Annotated in this window: 10 protein-coding genes and 2 pseudogenes; 3 read left to right on the forward strand and 9 right to left on the reverse strand. The window is 69.3% G+C overall.

Annotated features, from left to right (window positions below):
• From IE239_RS13490 to IE239_RS13525, 8 genes and pseudogenes are all read right to left on the reverse strand, one after another.
• Nucleotides 1–244, reverse strand: a pseudogene (locus IE239_RS13490) (DUF418 domain-containing protein); the annotation flags it as partial.
• 392 nt (nt 245–636) lie between these two features.
• Nucleotides 637–822, reverse strand: a complete 186-nt coding sequence (locus tag IE239_RS13495; RefSeq protein WP_373308095.1) for a hypothetical protein — start codon at nt 820–822, stop codon at nt 637–639.
• A gap of 57 nt (nt 823–879) precedes the next feature.
• Nucleotides 880–1,268, reverse strand: a pseudogene (locus tag IE239_RS13500) (FtsX-like permease family protein); the annotation flags it as partial.
• Nucleotides 1,269–1,353: 85 nt separating this feature from the next.
• A complete protein-coding gene (locus IE239_RS13505) occupies nt 1,354–1,755 on the reverse strand; it encodes an XRE family transcriptional regulator (protein ID WP_190149525.1) in 402 nt (133 codons plus the stop codon).
• Between the two features lie 222 nt (nt 1,756–1,977).
• Nucleotides 1,978–2,190 (reverse strand): hypothetical protein, encoded by a 213-nt coding sequence (locus tag IE239_RS13510; RefSeq protein WP_190149526.1) that lies wholly within the window; start codon nt 2,188–2,190, stop codon nt 1,978–1,980.
• A 241-nt stretch (nt 2,191–2,431) separates the two neighbouring features.
• Nucleotides 2,432–3,118 (reverse strand): RES family NAD+ phosphorylase, encoded by a 687-nt coding sequence (locus IE239_RS13515; protein WP_190149527.1) that lies wholly within the window; start codon nt 3,116–3,118, stop codon nt 2,432–2,434.
• A gap of 316 nt (nt 3,119–3,434) precedes the next feature.
• On the reverse strand, nt 3,435–5,795 hold the full coding sequence (locus IE239_RS13520) for a WD40 repeat domain-containing protein (protein WP_190149528.1): 2,361 nt from the start codon (nt 5,793–5,795) through the stop codon (nt 3,435–3,437).
• Nucleotides 5,782–7,956 (reverse strand): hypothetical protein, encoded by a 2,175-nt coding sequence (locus IE239_RS13525; protein WP_190149529.1) that lies wholly within the window; start codon nt 7,954–7,956, stop codon nt 5,782–5,784. Before IE239_RS13525 ends, IE239_RS13520 begins: the two co-directional genes overlap by 14 nt.
• A 20-nt stretch (nt 7,957–7,976) precedes the next feature.
• Between IE239_RS13525 and IE239_RS13530 the strand changes: the two genes are divergently transcribed.
• On the forward strand, nt 7,977–9,482 hold the full coding sequence (locus tag IE239_RS13530; RefSeq protein ID WP_229878077.1) for an alpha/beta hydrolase: 1,506 nt from the start codon (nt 7,977–7,979) through the stop codon (nt 9,480–9,482).
• Between the two features lie 143 nt (nt 9,483–9,625).
• On the opposite strand, the gene IE239_RS13535 is transcribed toward IE239_RS13530, so the two are convergent.
• On the reverse strand, nt 9,626–11,116 hold the full coding sequence (locus IE239_RS13535; RefSeq protein WP_190149530.1) for an alpha/beta hydrolase family protein: 1,491 nt from the start codon (nt 11,114–11,116) through the stop codon (nt 9,626–9,628).
• Between the two features lie 288 nt (nt 11,117–11,404).
• Between IE239_RS13535 and IE239_RS13540 the strand changes: the two genes are divergently transcribed.
• Together IE239_RS13540 and IE239_RS13545 are read left to right on the forward strand one after the other, a co-directional pair.
• Nucleotides 11,405–12,700 (forward strand): sensor histidine kinase, encoded by a 1,296-nt coding sequence (locus tag IE239_RS13540; RefSeq protein ID WP_229878078.1) that lies wholly within the window; start codon nt 11,405–11,407, stop codon nt 12,698–12,700.
• Nucleotides 12,697–13,359, forward strand: coding sequence for a response regulator (locus IE239_RS13545; RefSeq protein WP_190149531.1), 663 nt, complete (start codon nt 12,697–12,699; stop codon nt 13,357–13,359). The genes IE239_RS13540 and IE239_RS13545 overlap by 4 nt, the downstream gene beginning before the upstream one ends.
• Nucleotides 13,360–13,758 lie beyond the last annotated feature (399 nt).

A 13,758-nucleotide genomic window follows, 5' to 3' on the forward strand; every position in this document is an offset into this window, starting at 1 on the left:
CGAGGGTGGCGAACAGCGCGGACGCCCGGCCGCTCGCCAGCTCCAGGAACCAGTCGCCGACGCCGCCCCCCGGCGTGGGAAAGGGGCCGACGTGCACGGCGAACATCCCGAACACGGCCAGCGCACGGGCGAGGTCCACCCCTACCAGCCGCGTCAACGGCGCGGGGCGTTCCTTCGCCGTGTCGGACCCGGATGAGGGCAAGGGCCGGGGAGGCGTCTTCTCGGCGCTTTCGATCTCGGTCACCGTGACAACCCTGCCGAGGCGGTGGGCGGTCGACCATCCGCCGGGCTGCGGAAGGAGCCCCGCCGGTCGGCCGACTGCCCCCCTCCGACCGGCGGGGGTCGGTCTCGGCCGTACACGAACGACTGTGGTCGCCGACCTGGCCGCCGGGACGCCGCGGGACAGCAGGCTCACCACGCCCCGCGTTCTTCGGCACCGCCGCATCAGGACAGAGGTCGGTGAACATCCCCGTGCTCTCGTCGTACACAGTCTGCCGCCAGGACGCCGATGCCGTAGAAGGCGGCTTCCATCAACGTCCGTTCCGGGCGCAGTTGCCGGATCTGCCTTCAGGGCGGCAGCGATGTCGGCCACCACGTGATCGTGCGTCATGTGCCGGTGCAGCAGCAGGACCTCGATCAGCGCAGGGGTTCCCTCAGCGTCGCCGTGAGCCTTGCGGACCGCTTCCCCCCCCATGCGTCGTGGACCGGGGTGAACTTGCCTGCGGCGCGGGCCTGTTCCAGCGCCGTCGCCCCGGGCAGGGCGCCAGGCTTGCGCACCAGGGGCTCCAGGCAGTGGTCGAGCTCCAGCTGGACGGCGCCCAACGATCCAGCACAGTGGGCCGCCGGTTCTGGTGGAGAGGGGCCTTCGGGGCGTATGGCTCACTCGGTGCGCAGGCTGTCCGGGCGCATCAGCCGCAGCAGTGGTGGCAGGCTGAGCACGGTCACCAGCAGGACGACGGCGATGGCGATGCCGGTCATCGACAGTACGCTCGCCCAGTCCACGCCCACCGACTTGCCCGTCATCTTCAGCGGCACCGCGCCCAGCGTCAGCCCGACCGCCGTGGCAGCTCCGGGCCGAGACCGATCGGGATCGTCGTCTGCCGCAGCACGGACAGGGGCAGCGTGCGGCGCCGGGTTCCGAAGGCGATCAGCGACGACAGCAGTCTGCGGCGCTCGCGCAGCTGCTCCAGCCGTGACACCAGCAGACTCACGCCGATCAGCGCCAGTACGCAGGCGGCGCCGACGAACAGGCCGGTGCGGATGGAGGCGGAGGTGTCGGCTGTGCCGCTCCAGGGCCTTGTACGTGGAGCGGCACAGGAGTCTGCGCTGCCGTGTGCGTCCAGCCGCAGGCGGTCAGCCGCCGTCGACGTAGGCGCGTGCAGCGACCATGACGTCTTTGAAGCGCCCCTCGGCGATGACCGTAAGAGGGGCTTCGTCCTCGAGCTGGGGGTTCATCCCGATCATCCAGGCACGTGCTGTGTAGAGGCTTTCGGCGTCCTGGATGAGTTGGAACACCTGCAGGGCCGCGCGAAGACGGTCTTCGGCTTCCTGGCGTGGTGCTGAATCACCCGAAGCCCACTTGCCGACCTGTCGCGGGTCGTTGATGTTGGTGATCCGGGCGGTCAGGCGCTGGCCGAGGTTGTCCTGCAGGAAACGGGCGATGTCCGCGATGGACATGCGCACCGTGGTGACGTGGGCTCGCTCGGCGCTTGCTGCACTCTTGGCGGCCGCAGGAACATTGGCTGTGGTGGCCATGGCACTTCCTCCCTCGTGATCTGACTGCCCGCTCGGCTGATGGCCGACTGGTCGCGCGTCAGGCAACGGGTGCAGGACTTGATAGCGGACGACTCGGCCTGCCGCACGTCCGATGGAGTGCAGATGCGGGCTCGGCGCCGCTGGCTGATGTGACGCTTCTGATGAGTGGATCCGCGGGGAAGCGTGACCTCTGCGGCTCATGGCGGCGTCAGACGCCCGTGGTCAGCGTCGCTGCATGCCGGTCTCGGAGGCGGATCCGGGGCGGGGCTGACTGAGGGGATGCAGGCTGTGCAGGAGCGTGTTGCGACGTCCGTTGCTCAACTGGCCGGCCTGCTGAGCGTCGCCAGGGGGTATCAGCACGATCGAAGGCGCGGCGGTGGCCGCTGCTCGTAAGTGTTGGCCGAGTGTGTTCATGGTCTCTCCCCAATAGTTCATGCGTTAAGGCTACCCAGAATCCACCCCTAACTCCACCACTTTTGCGCTAACTTCTGTTGCCTGACAACTCGTCAAGATCGTTTTTTGGGACTGTGGTTGAGTCGCTGACGTGGGCATTCCCCTGATCCGGTGGCCTGAGGGGCCAGGCGGGGTTCGGGGGGTTTTCCTCCGTTCGGGCTATGCGAGTGAGGGAGGTTTCGAGGCGTGGGCGTGTGGGGGATGCAGAGCGGGATTCGCAGCGTCAGCGGATGGTGAGGCCGTACTCTTCAGCGACTCTGCGCAGCCCCTCGGTCTCCGGCCAGATGGGCTGCCTCTCCGCCTCTTCCAGGTCGACGTCGCTGAAGATGGCCCAGCACTGACGCATCCCGAAGCGGGAGCGGTAGGCGATCCCGTGGATCAGACGCCCCTGTTGCGGGTCGCGCTGTGCGATCGCCCAGGCGGCGATCTGGCGCGTCACCCTGCGGTTCGTGCCTTGCACGTGTTCGGCGGTCAGGTCGGTGATGTCGAACGGCGCCAACTCCTCCTTGAGCTCCCCCGACAGCGTGCGCAGCGTCTGCTCGTCGTCGACGTCCAGGAACCGCGCTTCCTTGGCCGGCTGTAATCGCACCAGCGTGTGCCGGGTGCGCCAGTCCTGGGGAAGGTTGCCAGGACTCATGAAGTAGGGCTCGTCCCAGTCGTCGCCGATGAATTCACGCAGTTCGGGATCCACGCGGAAGGGCGCCAGCGCCTCGGCGAAGCATCCGTCGAGGTCAGAGGCGCAGTACAGAGTGCCATAGCTCACCAGGCTCCACCGGTTGCCACCCGAGCGGCTGTCGTCCTCCCGGCTGATCTCGTTGTACTTGCGTGGGTTCTTCGCCTTTCCCAGGCGCCACACCCCGCGCTCCGGCGCCGGTATGAGACTTACCTCCAACGGTGTGCAGTCGCTCATGGGCCGCTCCTCACTCGGGTCCGAACTTGCGCGTGTCGTCATCAGGTCTGGCTGGTCGCTCGCCGCACGTGAGGCACGGGCAGGCGTGCTCGACCGCGTGCGGCGAGCCGGGCGCTTTCTTCAGGACATGCCTTTGCCATCTGCCGTCAAGACATCTGCCTCTCACTCGGCGTGGTGACGGGTGTCGGGCACGCGCCCCTGATGCACAAGCGTCTGAACGCAGCCGAACGATCATTTTCTGCTGCCGGGAAGGCGAGAGCGGCTGATCCCGCCGATCCCATGAGGGGCGCACGAAGGATTCAAGGGGGCGCACGGCCTAACCCGTGGGCGACCGGTCTGCCAAGTCCACCTCGAGAACGGCGACCCCGGCCTCTCCCGCCATGGCGAGGACGACGGTGTCGGCGGATTCACCGGAGGGATACGCGGACAGCGTGTGCACAGGGCTTCCCGTGGCCAACTGCAGAATGCAGCGCGACGGGGTCGCCACGTCCCAGAACCGGATCGTGCCGTCCCGGGAGGAACTGGCGACGAAGGGGCGAGGGACATCGGATGTCGTCGTCCAGGTGGTGATGGCCTCGACGGGGCCTGTGTGCCCTTGAAGGGGCTCGCCGACGGGTGCGAGGGCGGAAAGGTCCCAGAGGCGCACGGTGCCGTCGTCTCCGCCGCTGGCAAGGAAAGGGGACGACGGTGAGGGACCCGCGTTGATGGCCACGGCATTGATGATTCCCTGCGAACAGTAGAAGACGTGCCTGGGCGCCTCGTCTGTGGTGGACCACAGGCGCACGGCCCCGTCAGCGCTGCCGGAAGCGAACCAGTCCGCGCTGACGCCGTCGGACGCCGCGGCCACCGTCCGGACCGTGTAGGGATGTCGCCACCGCTGCAGCGATCGTCCTCTGTCCAGGTCCCATAGCAGGACGGTGAAGTCGTCGCTGCTGATGATCACCCGTCGGCCGTTGCAGGCCACCGTTGCGGCAAGGGCCCGTATCGGCTGGGAGTGCCCCTGGAGAGGGGGGCCGACAGCAGTGCCGGGCACAGGGTCCCAGGACCGGATGCTGTGGTCGGAAGCCGACCAGAGGAGCAGATGCCGGCCTTGGTTCCCCTGTGCCCAGGTGAGGGCGGACGAGGGACGCTGCGAGTCACTGTCGAACGTGCCGGTGCTCGACCCGCTGAGCGTGTCCCAGACCTGGGTCTGTGAGGTGGCGTAGCTGACCGCCAGCTGCGGTCCGGCGACGGAGTCCGGAGTGATTGCCGCAGTGACGACGGCGGGCGTGGTGACGCTGCCCCGAAGCGCACGACGGATGGCACGTGTGTCCCACAGCCGGACGGTGTTGTCCCGGGCTGTGGAGGCGAGCCGGTCCGTGCCGTCGGCTGAGAACGGGCGCAGCGCGGTCACTGTGTCCGTGTGCCCGGTGAGCTGACCGGTCCGCCTTTCGGCTCCCGTGTCCCACAGGTCGATCGCTGACCCTGAGCCTGCTGCGGCGAGGAGGTCCAGGCCGTCGACACGGAGCGCCACCAGGGCGGTGACGGGCTCTCCCTCTCCTGTGAGGGTGGCCTGGGCCCCTGAGGCCGTGTCCCACAGCGTGATGGAGCCGTCGGTGTGGCCGGTGGCGATCCGGCCGGGCACTGTGGTGTCGGTCAGGGACCTGACGGGAGCGTCGACGGGGTACTCGTGCAGCAACCGGTGATCTGCGGCGTCCCAGATGCTCAGGGTGCGGCCGACACCGATCAGCAGCTGCCGGCCCCCGGGGCCGACGGCCAGGGTCAGCGCGAATGCGGCTCCTTCCGACGGGTGAGGGCTCAAGTCGGCCAGGTGGTGTTCCTCCGAGTCATCGCGCCAGAGTTTCACCGCGCCGTCTCCGTTGATCGCTGCCACGGTCAACGTCCCCGCGTCGTCGCGGTATCCGGTCACGGCAGAGGTCCAGGTACGCCCCCCGAACGTCCTGTGGTCGAGCAGCGTTCCCCGGGTCGTGTCCCAGACGCGGACCGTGCCGTCGGTGCTGCCCGAGACGAGCGCTCCGCCGCCGGTGGAGCACGCCGCGAAGAACAGGCACCGTACGTCGCCGTCGTGTGCGGGAATCCGGTCCCCGACAGGTGCGCCGGTGACCGCGTCGAGCAGCTCGATGCCGCCCCCCTCGTTGCCCACGGCCAGCAGTTCTGCGCCACCGGGTCCTTCGGTCGTGGCCAGCGACAGACTGCGACGGCTGAGTGTCGCGAGCACATTGGACGGGGGCGTCCATCGTGACCAGAGGACGCACAGTCGGGAGCCGGCGAATTCCGCGGCCTCCTGAGGGAGACGCTGACGGGGAACGCCGGGAAACCGCAACGCCGTGTAGGCGAGATGCAGACTGGTGCACCGGGAGGGATGATCCGCATCCTGGACGTAGGGCTCGACCGCAGCCCATGCGGTGAGCCAGGCACGGTCCGCGCGATGCGCCTGCGGGAGGCCGAGAAGTCCCCGGACCCCGTCGCCGACGACCCACGGCAGCAGACCGGGCGGCACACGGCTGTCGTCCAATGCCCCACCGAGCGCGGCATGGTGAGCCAGATAGCGGCTCAGATAGGGGTGGGGAACGCTCACCGCGTCAGGACCGACCAGACGCGCCAGTGCGGCCGCGATGCGCGCATGAGCCTGCTGCTCGGCGGCACGAATGTCCCTCTGCGGGTCATCCGGATTCATCCGAGGCCCTCCTCGTCTCCTGAGGCCAGCGGCGCAGCAGGGCTGCGAGTTGCTCGTGGGCGGGCCGGTACACCACGTGGTCATCCTCGATGTCGTGCGTGAGATACCCGGCGAGCCGGCCTCCCAGGAGCCGCCGGATCTTCTCGTCGGCGTGATCGAGGCGGGCCTGCAGCAGCTCGGAGGCCACGGCCGGCCACACCTGGGCCCAGGGAATCCCCCGGCCCAGTCCGAAAGCGGTGGCGCGTAGCAGCGCGAGCGCCTCCTCCCTGATCAGTCCGTCATCGGTGACCTGGTCGAGGTCCTGCTCGAACAGGCCTGCCGTGCCCCGGTCGAGCTGGGAGAGCCAGAGCGGGTCGCCGAGCAGCGTGGCTCCGTCGGCGCGGCGAAGTTGTTCGGAGGCCAAGCGCGCGTCGAGGAAGGACCGACCCACACGGCGCGCCACACGCTCTGCCGCCGAGGCGACCACGGCCGGGTCGTCACACCAGGCCGCCCCGGCCAGCAGAGCAGCGGCATAAGCGGCGATGTCCGCCTGCATCCCCTCACCGTCCGTACGCACCACCCGCGCTGCGGGAAAGGCCTCCAGGAGTTCCTGTAACAGCCCTCGCATGCCGGTGGCGGCGGCCGCTTCCGGGGTACCGGGGCTGGAACTGCGGACGCCGAGCAACAGACGCAGACCCCGGTGAGCGGGGGGCCTCACGGACGACGGAGAGCCGGCGGCCTGCGCAGGAACGGGGACCCCGCTCGCAGTGTCGGGGCTCGCGGTGTCGGGCCCACCGGCGCAGGCGGCGAGGGGCACGAGAACATCCCGGATGCAGGCGACGGCGTCCGGGGATTCGTCGAGGCCGTCGACGACCACCGTGACCGTGCCTTCCCGGAAAGTCGTGAAGAACGTGCGCAGTCCTTCTTGCCATTGGCGCAGGGCGTCTGTCGCAGGCCGGGCGCGGTCCTGCTCACAGCCCAGTCGGCTGCCGACGGCCTCGATCAGACTCAGCGGCCCGCGGTTCCGGGCGGACACCGCTACATGGATGGATCCCTCGTCCGGAACGCTGTCCGCCGGGACCTTGCTCACTGCCTCCGCGTAGCGGGGGGACGCTCGGAAGGCGGAGTCGCTGAGGGTCACCGCCCGGGCCAGTACCGCGGATTTCCCACTGGCGGCGGTGCCCGTCACGATGAGCACGCCGGCAGGACCTGTGACGAAACCCGCCAGTTCGCGGTTGAGTTCCTGGCGGCCGGAGAAGTACCAGCCGGGATCGTCGCTGCCGGCCCGGCCGCTGGCACGGTCCAGCCAGTACTCCAGTTCCTCCGGCGTGGCCGCGACCTCCTCTCTGGCTTGGGTGACCACCTGAGGCTTGGGCCGGTAGCCGGGGTTGGGCAGAGTGGGGATCGGCGCGCCGAGCTTGCCCTGGAGGACCGGTCGGGGACCCGCGAGCGAGAGACCCCGTTCTTCGTTGAGTCGCTCAGTGGCCTGCTCCAGGGCCTGGATGAACTCGGAGATCGACAGGTGCGCACGGGCGATCCCGGCTGCGTCCTGAAGCCACTCGAAGGCCCTGCGCAGGACGACGGCGAACTCGCGGCCCAGTACCGGGGAACGGGTCGATGTCGTCGCCACCACGTTCAGCGTCCTCTCCCGCGTCCCGGGCCGGGCAAGATCACGGGCCAGGGCCCTCAGCTCCGCGTCGATGCCTTCCGCCTCGCAAGCGTTGACGATCACCAGTACATGACGGGCTCGCGAGTCGAGAGCGGCGATGACGACCTCGTTCGTCGGCATACCCGTCGCCGGCAGCCGATCGGTATCAGTGCTTGGCAGGAGCAGAAAGTGCCTGGTGGACGTACCGACGGCGCCGTGTGACGTGATGTACAGGACCAGCGCCTCGTCCTCTGCCGCCTCCCGGATGCCGGAGGTGTACAGGAAGTGCTCCACGTCGTGACGTTCTTCCGGCGCACGCAGGACGGTCTGCACGAACCCCTCCCCCGGGGCCGGCCCGGGTTCCCACCACGCGGTCACCACCGACAGCTGTTCCTCGACGGCCTTGGTGAACTCGGGGTCCCCGTCCTCCACCGTCACGATGACCAGTGAGCCGGAGGCCAGCGCCGCGCCCTCTGCACTCTTTGACGGGTTGGCCTGCTCGACTGAGCCGATCTCCCCGTGCTCCCCCTGCATGTTCTCTATTGTTCACAGCCATGCATCGCCACGGGTCAGAATCTGCGAAGTCCTTCGCCGGCGCATCGGCTGTGACTGCCGACATCACCCAGGACGCTGTCGTCATCGTTCCGGGCATCATGGGCAGCGAGCTCTACGACACCGTCACCCAGAAGACCGTCTGGGGCCTGTCCGGCGTGTCATGGCTCCTGAGGGCTTGGACCCGACCCAGAGGGCTCGAACCGCTGCGCCTGACTCCGGAGGAACTGGAAGGCAAGACCACCCGGGTCAAGGCCACTCAGCTGATGCGCCACTCGTCCTGGACTCCCTACCTCCAGGGATTCGAGCCTTATACGAACCTGATCAGCGCTGTCCGCGACTGCGTCGCCGATCCGGCCGCGATCCTGGAGTTCGCCTACGACTGGCGCCTGCCCGTCGCCGTGAACGGCCACCTCTTGGCTGAGGCCGCCCGCCGCCACCTGACCGCCTGGCGCCTCCATTCCGCACACGACGAGGCGCGGCGCAACCGTGTCGACGAGCGGCCCGCACGCCTCGTTTTCGTGGCCCACTCCATGGGAGGTCTGGTCACCCGAGCCGCCCTCGATGCCACGCACGACAGCGACCTGGCCGACGACACCCGCGCCGTACTCACCCTTGGCACGCCCTTCTACGGCGCGGTGAAAGCAACCGCGATCCTGAACACCGGACGCGGCGCCCCAGTCCCGCTCCCGCACCGGCAACTGCAGTCCATCTCAGCAACGATGCCTGGTCTTCACGACCTTCTGCCGCAGTACACCTGCCTCATCGAGGGAAACAACATCCGTCGCCTTACCCCTGACGACGTGACACGCATCGGTGGTAACGCCGAACTCGCACAGGCAGCGGACACCTTTCACGCGAAGCAAGCCAACGTCATGCTGCCCGGGCACTGGGCCGTGGCCGGCACCAACCAGGCCACCATGCAGAGCCTCACCATCCGTGACGGCGTCGTCCACCCGCATCACCATGGTGTTCGCCAGCACAGCAGTGGCGACTTCATTCGGGACCCGCGTGGCAGCCTGAGATTTTACGACGTCAAAGGCGACGGCACCGTCTACAAGGATTCCGCAGCAGTAGGACCCGCTGTCACACCACTTCCGCTACAGCATGGAGCCATTGCCTCCGATCGCGTCGCGCTCAAGGCTGTCGCAGAAATACTGCGGGACGACGAACACCTTGGCCCGCCTCAGGGCGCGCCCGGCTGCGGGCTGGACGTCCCCGATCTCGTAGAAGTGGGAACTCCTTGGAACATCATGCTCAGCGGTGTGGATTCCTTGGCAGGGCTCCGGTGCGAAATGGTCGACGTCGCCGGTCAGAACTCACAGGCTCTCAAACTGAACTGGGGTGATGGCCATATCAGAGCCAGGGCCACTGTCAGCGTGCCAGGCTTGTACCGTGTCAAGGTCCGCACCATTGACGGTCACGTCATCACCCAACTGGTACTGGCCAGTGAACCCGGTGCTGTGCTGGAAGCGGGAGAGAAGCCCAGCCTCAGGGGACAGTGTTGACCCGGTCTCCCGGACCTGCACGCTGGCCGGCCCGCTGCGTACGACGCTCGGCCTGCCTGCCTGCGGCGGGGGCGGCACCGCGGACTGCGCTCCGGCTGAGAAGGGGACGGGGGCCGTGCCGTCGGCTGCCGTCGCACAGCTGATCAGCGGTTGTCGGCCGGGCGGTAGACGCTGAGGTCGCCGTAGGCCGACAGAACGCCGGGCAGGTCACCGGATTGGTGCCGCAGAGTGGTGTCCAGGAAGGCGAGAGTGGTTGCGGCGACGACGCGGGCGCTCTCGGTGCGGCCCAGGGAGCCGACTATCGAGGGCACAGGCGGCAGGTAGAGGGGGCCGTCCATGAAGGTGAGGTGTGCGGCGCCGGGGATGGTGAGCCGGTAACTAGTCGCGGTGTCGCACTCGAGGGCCTTGGTGAGGCGGGGTAGGTACTGCGGGTCGGTTGCGGGGGTGATGGCCTGGGTGAGCGCGAGCGTCGGCTGGTGGAGGGAGGGGGAGGCGGGGCCGTGGGGGTAGCCGTCCAGATCGATGACGGCGTCGAACCGGCGGTCCTGCCGGGCCGCCTGCAGGGCGGCGGCACCACCCATGGAGTGGCCGGTGACCGCGACCCGGCCGGTGTCCAGGCGTCCGGTCAGCGGGCCGGCGATCTCACCTCGGCCCAGACGGTCCAGCTGAGTGAGGACGAAGCGGAGGTCGGCGCCCCGAACAGTCGTCCAGCCGACCGCCAGCTTGTCGTCCTTGTCCCGGTCGCCGGTGGAGGTGGTCTTGGTGTGAATCGTTCGGCCGTCGGCGAGGACGACGGCGGCGGAGTCGTACGGGTGGTCGAGGGCGGCGACCACATAACCGTGGCTGGCCAGTTCCTCCGCCCAGGCGGTGTTCTGGGTGCGCACTCCGCCCGATCCCGGAGAGAACAGCACGACCGGGAACCGTCCACCCCTGTCGGCCACCGGGGCGTTGAAGACCGAACGGGTGTGGGCACGTGGGATCCCGTCGACCAGGAAGCCAGGCAGGCCGACCGCGCGGGCGAGGGCGTCGGAGACGGTGCGCGCCTCGTGCTCCGTGCGGCCGAGGTACCGGGCCCGCTGCGCGCCTGCGGGGCTCTTCTGCGCGGGATACCAGAGCTGGACCACGACCGTGCGCCGGTCGTGCGGATCGGCGGTGAAGGTCTCGGGGCGGCGTGGGTCGGTCCACTGCACCACGCGGGTGCCGACCGCGAAACGGCCCGACGGCTCGGGGAACACTGGTACGGGAAAGGCCCAGGCGGCCACCGGACCCGTGGCGATCAGGCCGACGCAGGCCACCGAGCCGGGCAAGGCCAGCCACCACCGGGCCCGCCACGACGGCCGGCCGGTACGGCGTCGCAGCAGGGGAGAGAGGGCGAACGGCAACGCGACGGCAGCGCCTGCCAGTACTGGCAGCAGCTGCCAGCGGATCCCCACTACGCTCAGCACGATCACGGACAGCACGAACACTGCCCCCGCCGCGATGGAGACGCCCGGGCGGACGGCAGGGGGAAGCCAGCGCGCCACCACCAGCGCGACGGCACCCAGCAGGACAAGGACTTCCAGAAGGGACATGTGCAGTCCCATGATGTTCTCGGTCACCCGGCCATGCTCGGCGCGGGGCACACGCTGCCACATCGCCCTCGGGTCGCCACCGCGTACAGCCGGAGTCGCAATCCGAGGCATGCCCATGTGAGCGGCCTTGCGACCGTGGGGGGTAGCCGGGCTCCTCCTGTGGTCGTACTTCGGTGCGATTCCTTCAGACGGTGGGCTCACGCGTTCCACTGGACCACGGCCTACCGTGACAGGGCCGCGGTGCGTACGGGCAGCGCCGGTCTTGCGCTCCCCGTACCCGACCCGGCTCCGGCTGTACGCGGTGGCGGCCCCGGCCGGGACCACGATGACGCCGAACGACAGGGACGTGTGATGACCGAGGCGGTCGCGGAAACCGGCAGCGCCCACCCGATGCGCCACCAGGACCGGGATCGGGTGCCGCGGGCGAGGACAGCCGTACGGCTGACGAGGTACGCCGGCCTGGCTTCTGTGCGAGCGGGGCGACTGGTGAGTGCCGCCCGGCGCCGGGGCCTTCGGCTGCCGCCCGTGGTGCGGGACTCGGTGTTGCCGGCGCTGCTCCTGCTCCACATCGTGACCACGCGCGCGCCGCAAGAGCTCCCGGTGACCCTGGCCCTCACCGCCGCCCTCGCACTGCCCCTGGTGTGGCGGCGCCGGGCCCCGCTCACGGTGTTCGGCGCCGTGGCAGCCGCGGCCTTCGTCCAGTGGCTGACGGGCGTCCAACTGCCGGCGGACATCGCCTTGCTGGTGGCTCTCTACACGGTGGCCGCGAAGTCGGGGCGGCGCGGCACGTTTGTCGCCGGTGCCATCGTGGAGGGCGGGGCCCTGCTGGCCTGTCTGCGCTGGGCGACGGAAGGCGCGTTCCTGACCCCCTTCGTCGCGGTGACGGCGATGGTCGTCGCCGCCGCCGTCCTGGGTGTGAATGTGCGGACCACGCGCGCCTACCTCGCGGCCCTGGAGGAACGGGCCGCACGACTGGAGCAACAACAGGACCAGCAGGCGCGACTGGCCGTCGCCGAGGAGAGGACACGTATCACCCGGGAGATGCACGACATCGTCACCCACAACCTGTCCGTCATGGTCGCGCTCACCGACGCCGCCGTCTACGCGCAGCACCGCTCGCCCGACAAGGCCACCACCGCGATGCTCCAGATCTCCGAGACGGGCAGGCAGGCCCTGACCGACATGCGGCGCTCCCTGGACGTCCTGCGGACCGACGAACCGGACGCGGAGCGCCATCCGCTGCCCGGCATCGCACAACTACGGACCCTCGCCGACCAGATGTGCGCCGCCGGGCTGCCGGCCCGCGTCGAGATCCAGGGCGGCCACACCCACATACCCGCCACCGCACAGCTGACCGTCTACCGCCTGGTACAGGAAGCCTTGACCAACACCCTCAAGCACACACCCACCGGCACACACGCGAAGGTCCGGATACGGTGCTCACCCGAGACCGTCACAGTGGACGTCACGGACAGCGGCCCCTGCTCGCCGCTTCCCGGCGCCACACCGTCCGGCCACGGCATTCACGGCATGCGCGAGCGCGCGGCCGCCTACGGGGGGACGTTGCGGGCCGGACCGCTCCCGGGCGGCGGCTGGGGAGTTCACACCCGCCTCGCCCTCGGCAGCGGCAAAGCGGCGTCCGCATGACGATCCGCATCCTGATCGCCGACGACGAAGCGCTGCTCCGTATGGCCTTCGGCACGGTCCTGGAGACTCAGCCCGACATGGCGCCGGTCGGCGAAGCTGCAGACGGCATCCAGGCGGTACGCCTCGCCCGGGAGTTGCGCCCCGATGTCGTCCTCATGGACGTCCGGATGCCCGGGACCGACGGGATCGAGGCGACCCGGCAGGTCATCCGGATCTCCCCGCGGAGCAGAGTGCTGATCCTCACCACCTTCGATCTCGACGAGTACGCGTTCGCCGGACTCAAAGCCGGAGCCTCGGGCTTCCTGCTGAAGAACGCCAGGCCCGAGGAACTGCTCACCGCGATACGCAGCGTGGCCGCGGGCGACGCGGTGGTCTCCCCGCGCGTCACCCGCCGCCTGCTGGAGAACCTCCGCCCGCACATCCCCGACGGCAGCAGCGCCGACCGCGACGAGCGGCTGAGCCGGCTCAGCGCCCGCGAGCGCGAGGTGCTCGTCAAGGTGGGCCGCGGGCTGTCCAACACCGAGATCGCGGCCACCCTGTACCTGGCGGAGGCGACCGTGAAGTCCCATCTGGGGCGCATCCTGCAAAAGCTCGAACTCCGCGACCGGATACAGGCCGTGATCTTCGCCTACGAAAGTCGCCTCATCCACCCGGCATGAGGTCGGCAGGGAGCGATGCGACGCCGAGTTCGCCGAGGCGGTCGAGGGCACCGGCATCGAGCCGCGCGCTCTGTGAGCGGACCACGACCGCCGCGAAGCGGTGGGGCGAGGCGGCAGCCCGCAGGCCGATCAGCGCCCTGGCGGGTACCCGATCTGTTCAGCATCGTCTGACCCGTGCTCACCCGGTGGCCTGGCTGAGTCTCATGCCCAAGGCGGTCCGGCCCCGGAGTCATGGGTGGTGACTTTGGGGCCGGACCGCCTGCGACTGTACGGGCGCGCGGTTACGCCTCCTCGCCGTCGTCCGTCTCGTCGTCACTGTTCGGGTCGGGCGCAGCAACCAATGACTGTTCGTCACCGTCCGGTTTCTGATAGTTGTGTCAGCGGGGTACGGGCACATGC

It is taken from the genome of Streptomyces humidus, assembly GCF_014649655.1.
GTDB lineage: Bacteria > Actinomycetota > Actinomycetes > Streptomycetales > Streptomycetaceae > Streptomyces > Streptomyces humidus.

Bases quoted from the DNA above. Each gene is read 5' to 3' on its own strand.
- IE239_RS13505 (WP_190149525.1), bottom strand. From the start codon at position 1,755: ATGGCCACCACAGCCAATGTTCCTGCGGCCGCCAAGAGTGCAGCAAGC.
- IE239_RS13510 (WP_190149526.1), bottom strand. From the start codon at position 2,190: ATGAACTATTGGGGAGAGACCATGAACACACTCGGCCAACACTTACGA.
- IE239_RS13515 (WP_190149527.1), bottom strand. From the start codon at position 3,118: ATGAGCGACTGCACACCGTTGGAGGTAAGTCTCATACCGGCGCCGGAG.
- IE239_RS13520 (WP_190149528.1), bottom strand. From the start codon at position 5,795: ATGAATCCGGATGACCCGCAGAGGGACATTCGTGCCGCCGAGCAGCAG.
- IE239_RS13525 (WP_190149529.1), bottom strand. From the start codon at position 7,956: ATGCAGGGGGAGCACGGGGAGATCGGCTCAGTCGAGCAGGCCAACCCG.
- IE239_RS13530 (WP_229878077.1), top strand. From the start codon at position 7,977: ATGCATCGCCACGGGTCAGAATCTGCGAAGTCCTTCGCCGGCGCATCG.
- IE239_RS13535 (WP_190149530.1), bottom strand. From the start codon at position 11,116: ATGTGGCAGCGTGTGCCCCGCGCCGAGCATGGCCGGGTGACCGAGAAC.
- IE239_RS13540 (WP_229878078.1), top strand. From the start codon at position 11,405: ATGACCGAGGCGGTCGCGGAAACCGGCAGCGCCCACCCGATGCGCCAC.
- IE239_RS13545 (WP_190149531.1), top strand. From the start codon at position 12,697: ATGACGATCCGCATCCTGATCGCCGACGACGAAGCGCTGCTCCGTATG.